At 52.2% G+C, this 17,136-nt stretch carries 16 protein-coding genes; 10 read left to right on the top strand and 6 right to left on the bottom strand.

Going from position 1 to position 17,136, the window contains the following annotated elements; all coding sequences use genetic code 11:
- The first annotated feature begins 47 nt into the window (after window positions 1-47).
- The 6 genes from murC to lpxC all read left to right on the top strand — a co-directional run bounded on the left by murC (window position 48) and on the right by lpxC (window position 6,833).
- Window positions 48-1,508 carry a UDP-N-acetylmuramate--L-alanine ligase gene (murC, locus tag LOZ86_RS18110; RefSeq protein ID WP_039483501.1) on the top strand — a complete coding sequence of 487 codons (1,461 nt, stop codon included), beginning with the start codon at window positions 48-50 and terminating at the stop codon, window positions 1,506-1,508.
- Window positions 1,509-1,516: 8 nt separating this feature from the next.
- Window positions 1,517-2,437, top strand: a complete 921-nt coding sequence (locus tag LOZ86_RS18105; protein ID WP_039483504.1) for a D-alanine--D-alanine ligase — start codon at window positions 1,517-1,519, stop codon at window positions 2,435-2,437.
- A 1-nt stretch (window position 2,438) separates the two neighbouring features.
- Window positions 2,439-3,263, top strand: a complete 825-nt coding sequence (gene ftsQ / locus LOZ86_RS18100; RefSeq protein ID WP_039483507.1) for a cell division protein FtsQ — start codon at window positions 2,439-2,441, stop codon at window positions 3,261-3,263.
- Between the two features lie 71 nt (window positions 3,264-3,334).
- The gene (ftsA, locus tag LOZ86_RS18095; protein WP_039483509.1) at window positions 3,335-4,591 is read left to right on the top strand and encodes a cell division protein FtsA; all 1,257 of its coding nucleotides are present in this window, start codon (window positions 3,335-3,337) and stop codon (window positions 4,589-4,591) included.
- Between the two features lie 68 nt (window positions 4,592-4,659).
- Entirely contained in the window at window positions 4,660-5,811 is a 1,152-nt protein-coding gene (gene ftsZ, locus LOZ86_RS18090; RefSeq protein WP_039483513.1) for a cell division protein FtsZ, read from the top strand.
- A gap of 104 nt (window positions 5,812-5,915) precedes the next feature.
- On the top strand, window positions 5,916-6,833 hold the full coding sequence (gene lpxC / locus LOZ86_RS18085; RefSeq protein ID WP_039295256.1) for a UDP-3-O-acyl-N-acetylglucosamine deacetylase: 918 nt from the start codon (window positions 5,916-5,918) through the stop codon (window positions 6,831-6,833).
- A gap of 18 nt (window positions 6,834-6,851) precedes the next feature.
- Here lpxC and LOZ86_RS18080 read toward each other — a convergent pair whose 3' ends face one another.
- Window positions 6,852-7,379, bottom strand: a complete 528-nt coding sequence (locus tag LOZ86_RS18080; protein WP_039483515.1) for a DUF721 domain-containing protein — start codon at window positions 7,377-7,379, stop codon at window positions 6,852-6,854.
- A 26-nt stretch (window positions 7,380-7,405) separates the two neighbouring features.
- Between LOZ86_RS18080 and secM the strand changes: the two genes are divergently transcribed.
- The 3 genes from secM (at window position 7,406) to mutT (ending at window position 11,222) form a co-directional block, all read left to right on the top strand.
- Window positions 7,406-7,921: a secA translation cis-regulator SecM gene (gene secM / locus LOZ86_RS18075; protein ID WP_181892606.1), complete on the top strand. Its 516-nt coding sequence runs from the start codon at window positions 7,406-7,408 to the stop codon at window positions 7,919-7,921.
- Window positions 7,922-8,033: 112 nt separating this feature from the next.
- A complete protein-coding gene (secA, locus tag LOZ86_RS18070) occupies window positions 8,034-10,736 on the top strand; it encodes a preprotein translocase subunit SecA (protein ID WP_039483521.1) in 2,703 nt (900 codons plus the stop codon).
- Between the two features lie 90 nt (window positions 10,737-10,826).
- A complete protein-coding gene (mutT, locus tag LOZ86_RS18065) occupies window positions 10,827-11,222 on the top strand; it encodes an 8-oxo-dGTP diphosphatase MutT (RefSeq protein ID WP_039483523.1) in 396 nt (131 codons plus the stop codon).
- Window positions 11,223-11,266: 44 nt separating this feature from the next.
- Here the strand turns inward: mutT and yacG are convergent, their stop codons facing one another.
- The 3 genes from yacG to coaE form a co-directional block, all read right to left on the bottom strand.
- Window positions 11,267-11,461 (bottom strand): DNA gyrase inhibitor YacG, encoded by a 195-nt coding sequence (gene yacG / locus LOZ86_RS18060; RefSeq protein ID WP_039483526.1) that lies wholly within the window; start codon window positions 11,459-11,461, stop codon window positions 11,267-11,269.
- A 75-nt stretch (window positions 11,462-11,536) separates the two neighbouring features.
- The gene (gene zapD / locus LOZ86_RS18055; RefSeq protein WP_039483529.1) at window positions 11,537-12,289 is read right to left on the bottom strand and encodes a cell division protein ZapD; all 753 of its coding nucleotides are present in this window, start codon (window positions 12,287-12,289) and stop codon (window positions 11,537-11,539) included.
- Window positions 12,282-12,908, bottom strand: coding sequence for a dephospho-CoA kinase (coaE, locus tag LOZ86_RS18050; RefSeq protein ID WP_039483531.1), 627 nt, complete (start codon window positions 12,906-12,908; stop codon window positions 12,282-12,284). Before coaE ends, zapD begins: the two co-directional genes overlap by 8 nt.
- Before the next feature lie 416 nt (window positions 12,909-13,324).
- On the opposite strand from coaE, the gene LOZ86_RS18045 reads away from it, so the two are divergent.
- A complete protein-coding gene (locus tag LOZ86_RS18045) occupies window positions 13,325-14,365 on the top strand; it encodes a GMP reductase (protein ID WP_039483533.1) in 1,041 nt (346 codons plus the stop codon).
- A gap of 82 nt (window positions 14,366-14,447) precedes the next feature.
- Here the strand turns inward: LOZ86_RS18045 and hofC are convergent, their stop codons facing one another.
- Both hofC and gspE read right to left on the bottom strand, forming a co-directional pair.
- Window positions 14,448-15,653 carry a protein transport protein HofC gene (hofC, locus tag LOZ86_RS18040; RefSeq protein ID WP_039483536.1) on the bottom strand — a complete coding sequence of 402 codons (1,206 nt, stop codon included), beginning with the start codon at window positions 15,651-15,653 and terminating at the stop codon, window positions 14,448-14,450.
- Window positions 15,650-17,134, bottom strand: coding sequence for a type II secretion system protein GspE (gspE, locus tag LOZ86_RS18035; RefSeq protein WP_039483538.1), 1,485 nt, complete (start codon window positions 17,132-17,134; stop codon window positions 15,650-15,652). Before gspE ends, hofC begins: the two co-directional genes overlap by 4 nt.
- Window positions 17,135-17,136: the final 2 nt, after the last annotated feature.

Below are 17,136 nucleotides of genomic sequence, written 5' to 3'. Positions count from 1 at the left end.
CGAACATAAGGCTGTGCGACGACGCTACAAGGTAGCGATAGAATAAAGTGAATACTCAACAACTGGCGAAACTACGTTCAATCGTGCCCGAGATGCATCGCGTCCGGCACATACACTTTGTCGGCATCGGCGGTGCTGGCATGGGTGGTATCGCCGAAGTGTTGGCTAACGAAGGTTATGAGATTAGCGGTTCCGATCTGGCTCCGAATGCGGTGACGCAGCAGTTGACCGAACTTGGCGCGCAGATTTATTTCCACCACCGTGCGGAGAACGTTCTGAACGCCAGTGTGGTGGTGGTATCGAGCGCGATTACGGCGGATAACCCCGAGATTGTTGCCGCGCATGATGCACGCATTCCAGTGATCCGCCGTGCCGAGATGTTGGCAGAACTGATGCGTTTTCGTCACGGTATTGCGATCGCAGGTACGCACGGTAAGACAACGACAACGGCGATGGTCACCAGTATTTACGCGGAAGCGGGACTGGATCCGACGTTTGTGAACGGTGGATTAGTGAAGGCGGCAGGAACGCATGCGCGTTTGGGCTCAAGCCGCTACCTGATTGCAGAAGCAGATGAAAGCGATGCGTCTTTCCTGCACTTGCAGCCGATGGTGGCGATTGTGACCAACATTGAAGCCGACCATATGGACACCTATCAGGGCGATTTTGAGAACCTGAAGCAGACGTTCATCAATTTCCTGCACAACCTGCCGTTTTACGGGCAAGCAGTGATGTGTATTGATGATGCGGTAATCCGTGAGCTGCTGCCACGCGTGGGTCGTCATATCACCACGTATGGCTTTAGCGACGATGCCGATGTACGTGTTGCTGGGTATCGCCAGACTGGCGCACAAGGGCACTTTACGCTGGAGCGGAAAGACAAGCCGCTGTTAAACGTCACGCTGAATGCACCGGGGCGTCACAATGCGCTCAACGCGGCGGCGGCGGTTGCCGTAGCAACGGATGAAGGTATTGATGACGAGGCGATTCTACGCGCCCTTGAGCGTTTTCAAGGCACCAGCCGTCGCTTTGATTTTCTCGGTGAGTACCCGCTTGAACTGGTGAATGGTCAAAGCGGTACGGCGATGTTGGTGGATGATTATGGTCACCATCCGACGGAAGTCGATGCCACGATTAAAGCCGCCTGTGCTGGGTGGCCGGATAAGCGGTTGGTCATGATTTTTCAGCCGCATCGCTATACGCGAACCCGCGATTTGTATGACGATTTCGCGCACGTGTTATCACAGGTTGACGTACTGCTGATGCTGGAAGTGTATTCCGCCGGAGAGTCGCCGATTCCAGGCGCGGACAGCCGTTCGCTGTGCCGTACGATTCGCGGAAGAGGTAAGATTGATCCGATTCTGGTGACGGATGTGGATACTTTACCGGAACTGTTGTCACAGGCGCTGCGAGGTGAAGACCTGATTTTGGTTCAGGGCGCAGGCAACATCGGTAAATTAGCGCGTAAACTGGCTGATTCCAGATTACAGCCGCAGATGAGTGAATGAGGAACATCATGACTGAGAAAGTTGCTGTATTGCTTGGTGGAACCTCTGCCGAACGTGAAGTGTCGTTACTTTCCGGTCAGGCGGTTTTGGCTGGCCTGAAAGAAGCAGGCATCAATGCGCATGCAGTTGATACTCGCGACTTCCCCGTGACAAAGTTGAAGGAAGAAGGCTTTACCAACGTTTTCATCGCGTTGCATGGACGTGGTGGTGAAGACGGCACATTGCAGGGCGTTCTGGAATTCCTGGGACTGCCTTATACCGGTAGTGGCGTCATGGCATCCGCACTGACGATGGATAAACTCCGCACCAAACAGGTGTGGCAAACGGTGGGATTACCGGTATCGCCATACGTGGCGTTGGATCGTCGCCAATACTCAGAAACGGCGGCAAATGCGTTGCTGGCGAAGTTCACCCATCTCGGGCTGCCGTTGATCGTCAAGCCAAGCCGTGAAGGTTCCAGCGTCGGCATGAGCAAAGTGAATACGCTTAGCGAACTGCCTGCGGCACTGGAAGAAGCATTTCGTCACGACGATGATGTTCTGGTCGAGAAATGGCTAACTGGCCCAGAGTATACGGTTGCTATCCTGGGTGATGAAGTATTGCCTTCAATTCGTATTCAGCCTGCGGGTACGTTTTACGATTATGAAGCGAAGTATTTGTCGGATGATACGCAGTATTTCTGTCCGAGTGGTTTGTCGGACGAGCAAGAGCAGGCGTTAGCTGGACTGGCAATGGCAGCGTACCGTGCGGTGGATTGCAGCGGATGGGGACGCGTCGATTTTATGCTGGATAGCGACGGTGCTTTCTATCTGCTTGAGGTGAATACGTCTCCGGGGATGACGAGCCACAGTCTGGTTCCTATGGCGGCGCGCCAATGTGGACTGACTTTCTCACAACTGGTCGTGAAAATTTTAGGGCTCGCTGGCTGATATGTCGCAGGCAGCGCTGAATACACGCGGACGAGAGCCTGAAACGAAAGGAACACGTCGCAGTAATGGAGGCCAATTGGCAGGGATGATTTTCCTGCTGATGGTGATAGGGACGATCGTCTGGGGAAGTTGGATAGTCGTGGGGTGGATGAAAGATGCCAGCCGCTTACCGCTCTCCCGCATGGCAGTGACAGGGGAAAGGCAGTACACCACCAACGACGATATCCGTCAGGCCATTTTGTCGTTGGGGTCGCCGGGAACGTTCATGACACAGGATGTGAACGTGATCCAGCAGCAGATCGAGCGTCTGTCGTGGATAAAACAGGCCAGCGTGCGCAAGCAGTGGCCGGACGAATTAAAGATTCATCTGGTTGAATATGTTCCGGTAGCGCGTTGGAATGATCAGCTAATGGTTGATGCAGAAGGAAATTCGTTCAGTGTACCCGCCGAACGTATTGGCAATCGCAAGATGCCGCTGCTGTATGGCCCGGAAGGTAGTGAAGCAGAAGTGCTGGAAGGCTATCGCACAATAAATCAGACGCTGGCCGCTGGGAAGTTTACGTTAAAAATGGTGGCGATGAGTGCGCGGCATTCGTGGCAACTAGGATTAGACGATGATACTCGCCTTGAATTAGGGCGGGACGATAGGGCTAAACGTCTGCAACGCTTTATCGAGCTGTATCCGCTGTTGCAGCGGCAGGCTCAGAGCGAAAACAAACGTATCAGCCATGTGGACTTGCGGTACGACAGCGGGGCTGCGATAGGCTGGGCTCCAGCCTTGCTTGATCAACAACACAGTGATCAACCTCAACACGGTGATCGGTAACGAGTTGGTCAGCAATAAGACATTGATCAGCAACAGAACAGTAACCAGAAACAGGCACAGGCTAAACAACAATGATCAAGTCGACGGACAGAAAACTGGTAGTTGGGCTGGAAATCGGTACAGCAAAAGTGGCTGCGCTGGTAGGGGAAGTTCTGCCCGACGGCATGGTCAACATTATTGGCGTAGGCAGTTGCCCGTCACGCGGTATGGATAAAGGCGGCGTAAACGATCTGGAATCGGTCGTTAAATGTGTTCAGCGTGCTATTGATCAGGCTGAGTTGATGGCAGACTGCCAGATCTCTTCCGTGTATCTGGCGCTCTCGGGAAAACACATCAGCTGCCAGAATGAAATAGGGATGGTGCCTATTTCAGAAGAAGAGGTTACGCAGGACGACGTGGAAAGCGTGGTGCATACCGCTAAATCCGTGCGCGTGCGTGATGAACATCGTGTTCTCCATGTGATTCCACAGGAGTACGCGATCGATTATCAGGAAGGGATTAAAAATCCGGTTGGCTTATCTGGCGTGCGCATGCAGGCGAAAGTCCACCTGATAACCTGCCATAACGATATGGCGAAGAACATTGTTAAAGCCGTTGAACGCTGCGGCTTAAAAGTCGACCAGCTGATTTTTGCGGGACTGGCTTCCAGTTATGCGGTTCTGACTGAAGACGAACGTGAGCTGGGCGTGTGCGTAGTGGATATCGGCGGCGGTACAATGGACATTGCGGTCTATACCGGCGGCGCATTGCGACACACTAAAGTGATTCCGTATGCGGGCAATGTGGTTACCAGCGATATTGCTTACGCATTTGGTACGCCGCCGACGGATGCCGAAGCGATCAAGGTACGCCACGGTTGTGCATTAGGCGCGATTGTTGGCAAAGATGAGAATGTGGAAGTCCCGAGCGTTGGAGGACGTCCACCCCGCAGTCTGCAAAGACAGACATTGGCGGAAGTGATTGAACCACGTTACACCGAGCTGTTGAACTTGGTGAACGATGAACTTTTACAGTTGCAGGAGCAGTTGCGTCAACAAGGCGTGAAACACCATCTGGCGGCAGGGATCGTGCTGACAGGCGGTGCCGCGCAAATAGACGGCCTGGCGGCCTGCGCGCAGCGTGTGTTCCATACACAGGTGCGTATTGGACAACCGATGAATATAACAGGGCTGACGGATTATGCCCAAGAGCCTTATTACTCAACGGCGGTTGGGTTGCTGCATTACGGAAAAGAATCTCATCTGGGTGGTGAGCATGAAGTCGAAAAACGTACCTCAGTGAGCAACTGGTTTAAGAGAATCAATAGCTGGTTGAGGAAAGAATTTTAATGTTATCAAAGAGATCACCTGGCACAGTTTTATGATCTCGCAGTTACAGGCACAAACGGAGAGAAATTATGTTTGAACCAATGGAATTAACCAACGACGCGGTGATTAAAGTCATCGGCGTCGGTGGCGGCGGTGGTAATGCCGTCGAACACATGGTGCGTGAGCGCATCGAAGGCGTCGAATTCTTCGCGGTCAACACGGATGCGCAGGCATTACGCAAAACGGCTGTTGGCCAGACGATTCAGATTGGCAGTGGCATCACTAAAGGTCTGGGTGCAGGCGCTAACCCAGAAGTCGGCCGTAATTCGGCTGAAGAAGATCGTGAAGCATTGCGTTCAGCACTGGAAGGTGCGGACATGGTGTTTATCGCCGCGGGTATGGGCGGTGGTACAGGTACAGGTGCTGCGCCAGTTGTGGCTGAAGTTGCAAAAGATCTGGGCATTCTGACCGTCGCTGTGGTGACCAAGCCTTTCAACTTTGAAGGCAAAAAGCGTATGGCGTTTGCAGAGCAGGGTATCGCCGAGCTGTCTAAGCACGTCGACTCGCTGATCACCATTCCAAACGACAAACTGCTGAAAGTGCTGGGTCGCGGTATCTCCCTGCTGGATGCATTTGGCGCGGCAAACGATGTATTGAAAGGCGCGGTGCAGGGTATTGCCGAGCTGATCACACGTCCAGGTCTGATGAACGTCGACTTTGCAGACGTGCGTACCGTGATGTCCGAAATGGGTTATGCCATGATGGGTTCCGGTGTTGCTCGTGGTGAAGACCGTGCAGAAGAAGCCGCTGAAATGGCGATCTCCAGCCCACTGTTGGAAGACATCGATCTGTCCGGCGCACGTGGCGTGTTGGTCAACATCACAGCGGGCTTTGACCTGCGTCTGGATGAGTTCGAGACGGTAGGTAACACCATCCGTGCATTCGCGTCCGATAATGCGACAGTCGTAATCGGTACGTCGCTTGACCCAGAAATGAATGATGAACTGCGTGTCACGGTTGTTGCGACGGGTATCGGCATGGACAAGCGTCCTGAGATTACTCTGGTGACTAACAAGCAGGCCAGCCAGCCTGTGATGGATCATCGTTATCAGCAACACGGTATGACGCCACTGGCGCAGGAAAAACCGGTGGCCAAAGTGGTTAACGACCAGAATTCGCAGACGAATAAAGAGCCAGACTATCTGGATATCCCAGCGTTTCTGCGTAAGCAGGCAGACTAACTTGCTGCCAGATAACGTTGGAATCTCCGCTCTTTGTGCTAAACTGTGCCACCGAGCTTGGTGTATACTAGGTCGGTAGGTTCAGTAACATGCGAGATAAAATGATGATCAAACAACGTACATTAAAACGTATTGTTCAGGCGACTGGTGTCGGGTTACATACCGGCAAGAAGGTCACGTTGACCATGCGTCCTGCACCGGCAAATACCGGGGTCATCTATCGCCGCACAGACTTGAATCCCCCGGTTGATTTTCCGGCTGATGCAAAATCCGTGCGTGATACCATGCTCTGTACTTGCTTGGTTAATGAGCATGACGTCCGTATTTCTACGGTGGAGCATCTTAACGCTGCGCTTGCAGGGTTGGGCATTGACAATATTGTCATTGATGTTGACGCGCCGGAAATTCCAATTATGGATGGCAGCGCCAGCCCGTTCGTTTACCTGCTGTTAGATGCTGGTATCGAAGAGCTGAATTGTGCCAAAAAATTCGTACGTATCAAACAGTCCGTTCGCGTTGAAGATGGCGACAAGTGGGCCGAGATGAAACCGTTTAACGGCTTCAGCTTGGACTTCACTATCGACTTCAATCACCCAGCGATTGATGCGGGCAACCAGCGCTATCGTTTGGATTTCTCCGCTGATGCGTTTGTTCGCCAGATCAGCCGTGCGCGTACATTCGGCTTCATGCGCGATATCGAATACTTGCAGTCTCGTGGGTTGTGCCTGGGCGGCAGTATGGATTGTGCCATCGTCGTTGACGATTACCGCGTACTGAACGAAGACGGTCTGCGTTTTGAAGATGAGTTTGTCCGCCATAAAATGCTGGATGCCATCGGCGACCTGTTTATGTGTGGCCACAACATCATCGGTGCGTTTTCTGCGTTTAAATCTGGACACGCACTGAACAACAAACTGTTGCAGGCTGTGCTGGCAAATCAGGAAGCGTGGGAATACGTGACCTTTGAAGACGAAGCTGAAATGCCGTTGGCATTTAAAGCACCGTCTATCGTGCTGGCGTAACGCTTGAACTTGAAGTAATCACTTCTTATTACGACTGGTTTTACTGGTACTCTCTCCGGCCAGCGAAGCCAGTCGTTCTAATATCTTTCTGAGTTTTTCCGGGCTATTGCCTGCTAACGTCCTCAATGTCTCCGCACTTTGTTCACTCAACTGACGCAACGGTTTGTCATGGGTATTTTCCGTCGCTGAAATGTCACTATTTTTCACGATTTCATGCCCTTTTGCGGCAAGCGTTGGATTAATCCTGATGTCGATTGAAGCCAATGATGGTAGTATTTGTGCGCGTAATGCAGAGAGCAATGCAGGTTGTTCGTAACGTAACCGCATCAGCCAACTGGCGTTGGCGGTTTCCAGTATCAGTAAACCTTGCCGGTAATTAGCGACGCGGCACCATGGGTGCAACGGTGCAGGCAATAACCCGCGTACGGCACGGTTGAGTTTTAATAAGGCGATAGCGCGCTGTTGCACATCTTGTAGCGGGCCTTTACCCGACATGGATGCGTTATCAAACAGAAATTCCAGTGATTGTGGGCGGCTATCACGCATAGACCTGGCTCCGGTGGATGTTACTCGTGATTGGTATTCTAAATCGTTGGCGACAATTTGGCAGACGTTATTTCTGGCCGCATCTCTTATTAGGGATGGTCGCGGCGAGTCTTGGCCTGCCGACAAGCCTGAACGACTCACAGGATATCGCCTCACTCCCGAATTCAAGCTCCAGCGTGAGTCGCCAGAATAACGTATCGCTGAACCTTACCGATCTGGTCGCGCTGAAAGAAGCGCATCGACGCTCGTCCTACAGCGTTGATTATTGGCATCAACATGCGATTCGCACGGTAATCCGTCATCTTTCTTTTGCGTTGACGACGCCACAGACGGCCAGTGCCCAGCGGGTTGACGATCTTCAACCCCATTCTCTGGTTTTGCTGGATACGCTAAATGCGTTGTTGACGCAGAATTCTCACTATCCCTTAGTGATCTCCCCCCATGCTGGGCGCGTCACTTTTTATCCTCAGGCACACCATCAAATCGGCATCTGGCTTGCCCAAACCCGCGGCATCCGTGCAGGGCCTCATCTTTTCAGCTGAAAGTGTAGTGGATAATTAGCTGAAGAAATTACTCTCGTTTTTTGCTGAGTTTCTCAGTTTTTCGATGTTGTGTTGCCACTGGATACGTGGCACTTGTGAGATTAAAACTATTATGGTCATGAATATCCTAACCAAAATTTTTGGTAGCCGTAACGATCGTACGCTGCGTCGTATGCGTAAAAATGTTGATGTCATCGGTCGTTTCGAACCAGAAATGGAGAAACTTTCAGATGAAGAACTGCAAGCGAAAACGCAAGAGTTCCGTGCCCGTCTGGAAAAAGGTGAGTCGCTAGAGAACCTGCTGCCGGAAGCCTTCGCAGTAGTCCGTGAATCCAGTAAGCGTGTATTTGGCATGCGTCACTTCGACGTGCAGCTTATCGGCGGTATGGTACTGAACGAGCGCTGCATCGCGGAGATGCGTACCGGTGAAGGTAAAACGCTGACGGCAACGCTGCCTGCATACCTGAATGCGCTGACTGGTCGTGGCGTACACGTGGTTACTGTGAACGATTATCTGGCACAGCGTGACGCCGAAAATAACCGTCCGTTGTTTGAATTCCTTGGCCTGAGCGTTGGTATCAACCTGCCGGGAATGCCTGCTCCGGCGAAGCGTGAAGCCTATGCGGCAGACATCACCTACGGTACCAATAACGAATACGGTTTTGACTACCTGCGTGACAACATGGCGTTCAGTCCAGAAGAACGCGTACAGCGTAAGTTGTACTACGCGCTGGTGGATGAGGTTGACTCCATCCTGATCGATGAAGCGCGTACGCCGCTGATCATTTCCGGCCCAGCTGAAGACAGCTCTGAGCTTTATATCAGCGTCAATAAAATCATCCCCCACCTGATCCGTCAGGAGAAAGACGATTCGGATACCTTCCTCGGCGAAGGCCATTTCTCTGTTGATGAGAAAGCGCGTCAGGTTAACCTCACCGAACGTGGTCTGGTTCTGGTAGAAGAATTGCTGGTGAAAGAAGGCATTATGGAAGAGGGTGAGTCGCTGTACTCTCCGACCAACATCATGCTGATGCACCATGTGACCGCCGCGCTGCGCGCGCACGTATTGTTTACCCGCGATGTCGATTACATTGTGAAAGACGGTGAAGTGATCATCGTCGACGAACATACTGGCCGTACCATGCAGGGGCGTCGCTGGTCCGATGGTCTGCATCAGGCTGTGGAAGCGAAAGAGAAGGTGGCCATTCAGAATGAAAACCAGACGCTGGCTTCCATTACCTTCCAGAATTACTTCCGCCTGTATGAAAAACTGGCGGGGATGACCGGTACGGCAGATACCGAAGCATTCGAATTCAGCTCTATCTATAAGCTGGATACGATTGTGGTGCCGACCAACCGTCCGATGGTTCGTAAAGACTTGCCTGACCTGGTCTACATGACCGAGCAGGAAAAAATCGATGCCATCATTGAAGATATCAAAGACCGCTCCGTAAAAGGTCAGCCTATTCTGGTCGGTACAATCTCCATTGAGAAATCCGAAGTGGTTTCTCAGGCGCTGGAAAAAGCGGGCATCAAACACAATGTGTTGAATGCGAAATTCCACGCCATGGAAGCGGACATCGTTGCGCAGGCGGGTCAGTCAGGTGCAGTCACCATCGCGACCAACATGGCCGGTCGTGGTACGGACATCGTATTGGGCGGTAGCTGGCAGGCAGAAGTCGCACATCTGGAAAACCCGGATGATGCGCAAATTGCAGAAATCAAAGCGGCCTGGAAAGTGCGTCATGATGCAGTGTTGGCTGCGGGTGGTTTGCACATTATCGGTACAGAGCGCCATGAGTCTCGCCGTATCGATAACCAGCTGCGTGGTCGTTCCGGCCGTCAGGGGGATGCGGGTTCATCACGCTTCTATCTGTCGATGGAAGATGCGCTGATGCGTATTTTTGCCTCCGACCGCGTTTCTAACATGATGCGTAAACTGGGTATGAAACCGGGCGAAGCGATTGAGCACCCGTGGGTCACCAAGGCGATTGCTAACGCACAGCGCAAAGTGGAAAGCCGTAACTTTGATATTCGTAAACAGCTGCTGGAATACGATGATGTGGCGAACGACCAGCGTCGTGCGATCTACACACAGCGTAACGAACTGCTGGATGTATCCGATATCAGTGAAACCATCACCAGTATTCGTGAGGATGTGTTTAAAGCGACTATCGACAGCTATATTCCACCAGAATCTCTGGAAGAAATGTGGGATACGGAAGGTCTGGAACAGCGCCTGAAGAACGACTTCGATCTGGATATGCCGATCAAAGCGTGGCTGGATAAAGAGCCTGAGCTGCACGAAGAAACGCTGCGTGAGCGTATTTTCCAGCAGGCGCTTGAGGTTTATCATCGCAAAGAAGAAGTGGTCGGCACTGAGGTCATGCGCAACTTCGAGAAAGGCGTGATGTTGCAGACGCTGGATTCCTTGTGGAAAGAGCATCTGGCGGCAATGGATTACCTGCGTCAGGGTATCCATCTGCGTGGCTATGCACAGAAAGATCCGAAGCAAGAATATAAGCGTGAGTCGTTCTCTATGTTTGCCGCGATGCTGGAATCACTGAAATATGAAGTGATCAGTACGCTGAGCAAAGTTCAGGTGAGAATGCCAGAAGAAATTGAAGCGCTGGAGCTGCAACGCCGTGAAGAAGCTGAGCGTTTGGCGCAGCAGCAGCAGTTTAGCCATCAGGAAGAAGATAGCCTGAATACGGGCTCACCAGCTCAGGCAGACCGTAAGATTGGACGTAACGATCCTTGCCCATGTGGTTCAGGCAAGAAATATAAGCAGTGCCACGGTCGTTTACAGAAATAATTGACCGCTGAATCCAGTGATTAAAATGTGATAAGTATAAGGGCGGTCATTGACCGCCTTTTACTTGATAAGAACCTGATAGGAAGTGTCATGACGCAAAAACAGTTATCCGTCGCGGTAGGCATCATCCGCAATGCGGATCAGCAATATTTCATTGCTCGCCGCCCTGATGGCGTTCATATGGCAGGGATGTGGGAATTTCCTGGCGGTAAAGTTGAAGAAGGTGAAACGCCAGAGCAGGCACTGATTCGTGAACTGCGTGAAGAAACGGGTATCGAAGCCAGCGCACCACAGCCGCTAAACGACAAAACGTTTTCTACGCCAGAGAGAATCATCACGCTTCATTTCTTTCTGGTTGAAACGTGGCAGGGGGAACCCTATGGTCGGGAAGGTCAGGAATCTCGTTGGGTGAGCGTAGAAGAATTACGTGAGGAAGAATTTCCGCCAGCAAATGCAGAGATGATCCACTGGCTGAAATCGCTTTAATCTAACGTTACCTGCCTGAAAACCGCTATCGCGAAACGTGGTTATTACTGCGTTTCGCTCCAGTCTTCACTATCAGAAACCATATCATCACTTGGAATGCGCTTTTCTTCATCAGCCCATTCACCCAAATCGATGAGCTGACAACGTTTGCTGCAAAATGGGCGATAGATGCTGGTTTCATCCCAGATGACTGCCTGCTTGCAGGTTGGGCATTTCACCGTCGTAATTTCTGTTGTCATAAGATTCTTTTTCACTCTATTTGTTACTTAACACATATTTGCTACTTAACGCATTCTGGTTTGTCAGGGCTGAGTCTAGCAGCAGGCCAGTTCAAATGTTAAACGCGGAGGAATGTGGCCGTTTTCGCTATCTAATGGCAGGAAACGGATGGCATAGCGTGTCTTATGGCCGGATATCTGCGGGTAGAGCTGATGTTCCTGTTTAAGGCGTAAACGTAGCAGGTCAGCATCGGAGGCATTGTCTTGGAAGAAGCCGTTCAGGCTGGTCTGCGGGCGGAACGTACCTGAGTGGCGGATCAGTTCCAGGATCATATCCAGCGCTTGTTTGAGCGGTGACAAGGAGTTAAGCCAACCGAAAACTAATTTCTCGCGCAGCGCCTGAGGCTGATGTAGCCAGCTATGCAGGGTAGGCAGGTCGAAACTACAGCATCCGCCGGGAATACCGAGCCGCTGGCGAACCATGCCAATCAGGCGATCTTCCCGTAAGAACTGCCCCATCCGCGGTGCCGCCATCAGCGTACTGGATAAATCTTTTAGCTGACGGCGCAGCGTATGGATGCGTTCCATGTCAACGCCCGGCACATCACTCCATTGCAGCAGTTTTTGCTGTTGCCGCTCCAGTTCTTTCAGCAGCTCGGTGCGTACATCTCCACGTTCCAATACATCGAGCAGCTCGGCTATGGCACGAAAAAATGTCAGAGCGCCTCCCATATCAGTCAGGGAGTGGTTTTGATGCAACTGTTGCAATAACGATTCGATACGCAACCAGGTGCGCGTTTTTTCGTTCAGCGGGTATTCGAATAAAATCGTTGAGGGAGCGTCACTCATTCTTAGTCATCCTGTCGGCTGCGGAGGCGGCGAGCTCCAGGTACTGGCGGTGTAATTCCGCAACCTGTGGAGCCAGCTCGTTTGGGCAGCGACTGTTATCAATAATATCATCGGCATAAGCCAGGCGCTGTTCTCGGGTAGCCTGTGCTGCCAGTATGTTTTCTGCTTGTTGCTGGCTGATGCCATCGCGGGCCAGCGTACGTGCAAGCTGTGTTTCTTTGTCTACATCAACGACCAGAATACGCTGTGCCCGCTGTTGTAAAGCGTTCTCCACCAGTAAAGGGACGACCCACAGAATGTACGGTGCGGATGCAGCCTGAAACCGGGCCTGTGTTTCTTGGTGGATCAACGGATGGAGTAAATTATTCAGCCACTGTTTCTCCTCTGGTGAGGAGAAAATCCGCTGGCGTAGTGCGGCACGGTTCAATGAACCATCAGCATTGAGCATAGCGTCGCCAAACCGGAGCCTGATGGCATCCAGTGCGGGTTCCCCAGGCTCGACTACCTGACGCGCGATGATATCCGCATCAACGATGGTGGCCCCTAATTTGGCAAATTCATCGGCTACGGTGCTTTTTCCGCTGCCGATACCGCCCGTTAAGGCTACGATGTATGTCATTGCACCCGTGTTGAAAAGTTAACACTTCTACTATTTTCAAGGGTGAGGAATATCTTCCCGTCCCCCTGAAGTCAATCAGGTATCAACCGCAGTGTGCTTTACGTTATCACTTGCTGGGTGATAGGTAAATTTCTCTGATTTTATCCCAAATAAACTGAAAATCGCAGTCTTGCCGCAGGATTATTCCTGCGTATGATAACGTCACTGGTAAAGGGCATTATTTTTTCAGAAATGATTATACCCGTCATACTTCAAGCTGCATGTGTGTTGACTTCCCTTACTCACCCCAGTCACTTACTTGAGTAAGCTCCTGGGGACTCGTGCGGTCGCCGCCTGCCTGCAACTCGAATTATTTAGGGTATCGCTCAGTAACGATACTGAGCATTCCGCCGTCACTAACCAGGAACTCGAACCTCATGCGTATTGAAGAAGATTTAAAGTTAGGCTTTAAAGACGTTCTCATCCGGCCAAAGCGTTCGACGCTGAAAAGCCGCTCCGACGTTGAATTGGAACGTCAATTCACCTTCCTCCATGCTGGCGGCAACTGGTCCGGCGTACCGATCATCGCAGCGAATATGGATACCGTGGGTACGTTTAGTATGGCGGAGGTGTTGGCCTCTTTTGATGTTCTGACGGCTGTCCATAAACACTATTCTGTCGAGCAATGGTCTCAGTTTGTGCAGCGCGCACCAGCATCGGTATTACGCCATGTAATGGTCTCGACCGGGACATCTGAGGCTGATTTCATCAAGTTAAAGCAAATCTTAGCGTTGTCGCCTGAGCTGAAATTCATCTGCATCGATGTAGCCAATGGCTATTCCGAGCACTTCGTCACGTTCCTGCAAAAAGCGCGTGAGGCCTGTCCAGACAAGGTTATCTGTGCTGGAAACGTCGTGACTGGCGAAATGGTGGAAGAACTGATTCTCTCCGGTGCGGACATTGTGAAAGTCGGTATTGGCCCTGGTTCTGTCTGCACGACGCGCGTTAAAACGGGTGTTGGTTATCCTCAGCTTTCTGCCGTGATCGAATGCGCCGATGCAGCACATGGTCTCGGTGGGCAAATCGTGAGCGACGGCGGGTGCGCCATGCCGGGCGATGTCGCGAAAGCATTTGGTGGCGGAGCCGATTTCGTCATGCTGGGCGGTATGTTGGCAGGGCATGACGAATGCGAAGGCACCATCGTGGAAGAAAACGGTGAGAAAATGATGCTGTTCTACGGCATGAGTTCTGCATCTGCGATGGAGCGTCATGTTGGCGGCGTAGCGGAGTACCGTGCCGCAGAAGGAAAAACCGTGAAATTGCCTCTGCGTGGTCCGGTAGACAATACCGTACGCGATATTCTTGGCGGCCTGCGATCGGCCTGTACCTATGTCGGTGCATCCCGTTTGAAAGAGCTGACGAAGCGTACAACGTTTATCCGCGTGGCCGAACAGGAAAACCGTATTTTCAACGGATAGTTGCCGCTGTTACGCGCCGTCTTGCTGTTAGTGATGGGGGGGCGGCCTAACGTGTAAACGTTGTCGTGCTGTATTGGTCGGTTCAGGCACCGGCCAATACATTCCCCAACTGGAAGATAGGCAAATACATGCCAATCACCAGTGCCCCGACCATTCCCCCGACGACCATCATCAGCAACGGTTCCAGCGTTTGTGTCAGCATGTCTGCCTGCTGTTGTACCCGACCTTCATGCCATTCTGCCAGTTGTGTAAAGATCGCGTCCAACGCACCGGTTTCTTCCCCCACGCGGATCAACTGCGGACAGGGCGCAGGGAACAGTATGGCGTGATGCTGTGTGGCATGGTATAGCGACGTCCCCTGATGTAGCTGCGCCTGTATCTGTTGAAGTGCGGCCTGATAAAGTGGGTGACGGATCGTCGCAGCGGCATCCAGCCCTTCAGGGAGCGTCAAGCCAGCATGTTGCGTCATGGCGAGAATATGGAATATCTGGTTCAGCGATTTACCGCGTAACAGGCTGGATACGATAGGAAGCTTCAGCAGCCATTCTTGCTCTCGGGTTTTCCATAATGGCCGTCTCTGCCTCAAGCGGGCGTACCCCACCATCAGGCAAATCAGCATCAGTAATCCAATCAGTCCGTAGTCAGATATGATTTCTGCCAGATAAATCAACTGACGGGTAAACCACGGCAACGGCGTATCAAACGAGGAATAGAGCGAGGCAAACTCGGGCAGAACCAGCGTTAACATCATCATGCTGACCAGCATGGCGATGGCTAAAACAAAGCAGGGGTAGCGTAAGGCTTTGATGACTTTCTGTTGCAGCCTGGACTGTTTTTCTTGCTGCTGGGCGAGCTGTAGGCAGCATGCGTCCAGCTTGCCGGTTAGCTCGCCGACGGCAATGAGGGAACGATACAGAACGGGAAAGATGTGAGGATATTCCTGTAGTGCTTCAGACAGTGAGCTTCCCTGAGCAACGTGGGTACGCACATCCCGTAATACGCAGCGCCAGCCGAGGCGATCGTGCTGTTCCGACACCAGTTTTAATGCTTCCAGCAGTGGTAATCCGGCTTGTAGCAGGGCAGCAAGCTGTTTGATTAACTCGCCTAGCTGCTCACGTTTCCAGTAGCGCAGCGACAGATAATGGCCGGCTTTTACAAGAAGCGGCTGGTAACCCTGTGCAATCAGGCTGGCATAGGCGTGCTGGCGATGTGTGCTAATGAGTTCTCCATCGATAAATTCGCCCTCGGACGTGATGGCCTGCCAGTGATATAAGCGCTGTAGCCTCATTTCGCCTCCTGATTCATTGACCGCTCATCGCCCACCACACGGTAGACTTCAGCAAGTGAGGTCAGGCCGTCGTTGACCAACTCAAGCCCTGCTGCCAGCAACGTTGGAAAACCGGCATGGCGAGAGAGTGCAGATAGTTCCCCTGTGCTGGCGTTGCCTGCTAGCGCTGCCTGAAAATCTGGCGTGATAGGCAACAATTCATAGAGCGCGACGCGACCATAGTAGCCAGAAAAACAGTGGCTACAGCCGCGGGCTTGCCAATGTTGCAGTGGCCCTTGCCATACGTCATTGGGTAGTGAAAGTAGCGGTTCTCCTGGGGTTTTACAGTGCGGGCATAACCGACGAACAAGGCGTTGTGCGATGATGAGTTTTAGCGCCGCGGCTAACAGGTAACCGGGGATGCCCAGATGACTGAGGCGAGTTAACGTTTCTACGGCAGAATTGGTATGCAGCGTGGACATGACCAGATGGCCGGTTTGTGCGGCTTTTACCGCAATTTCTGCGGTTTCAGCGTCACGGATTTCACCGATCATAATGACGTCTGGATCCTGTCGCAGCAGCGCTCGTAAAATTCGGCCGAAGCCCAGTTCGGCTTTGGGATTGATTGCCGTTTGGTTGATCCCCTGCAAGGGAATTTCGACCGGATCTTCCACGCTACAGATATTGCGGCTGCACTCATTTAGCCAGCGTATTGCGCTGTAAAGCGTGACAGTTTTTCCACTGCCCGTTGGACCCGTGACTAGTAGCATCCCCTGTGAGGCGCTCAGCACGCTAATCACCTGCTGTAACGCCTTTGCGGTGAGCCCAAGTTTATCCAGTGCCAGCTCCTGCTGATGCGTTTGCAAAATACGCAGTACGACTTTTTCGCCTTGTTGTACGGGCAGCGTAGCGATGCGCAACGAATAGGCTTGTTGATCCAGCGTTAGACTGAATTGACCGTCCTGCGGCAATCGCCGCTCAGCGATGTTCAGCTTGCCCATGATTTTCAGCCGCGCGGTAATACGGTTTGTCAGTTCAGGCGGCGGTGCGGATATGGCCTGTAGCACGCCGTCAATGCGTAGGCGTACGCGGTAGCTATCTAGCAACGGCTCAAAGTGGATATCAGACGCGCGCCGCTGAACGGCGAGACGTAGCGTTTGGTGGATAAATTGTGCAACGGGGGAGTCGTCGTTATGATCTTGTTGCTCGGTGCTGTTGTTATGAATATTGTGATAAGTGCTGGCATGGTAGGTTTCTGTGGGCTCGGCAACGGCGTTCACTGGGTTAAGCTGCTGTTCCATTCTGGCCTGTGGCCATTGTTCCACCATAATACGGCGATTGCTGGCGAAACGCAGCGCGGCAATCATCTCCGCAGAAGGGGAAGTCGTGACGGCCACCGACAGCGTTTGTTCATCAAGACTGAGCAGCAGCGCCTGATAACGTCGGCACAGTGTCTGCAACTCGTTGAGCGTATGCTCGGAGGTGAAGGAGGAGTCTGTCATGA

Source organism: Pectobacterium parvum, assembly GCF_020971565.1.
Taxonomy (GTDB): domain Bacteria; phylum Pseudomonadota; class Gammaproteobacteria; order Enterobacterales; family Enterobacteriaceae; genus Pectobacterium; species Pectobacterium polare.
Note: the sequence above shows the minus strand (reverse complement) of the source record. Positions and strands in the feature narration are given on the sequence as shown.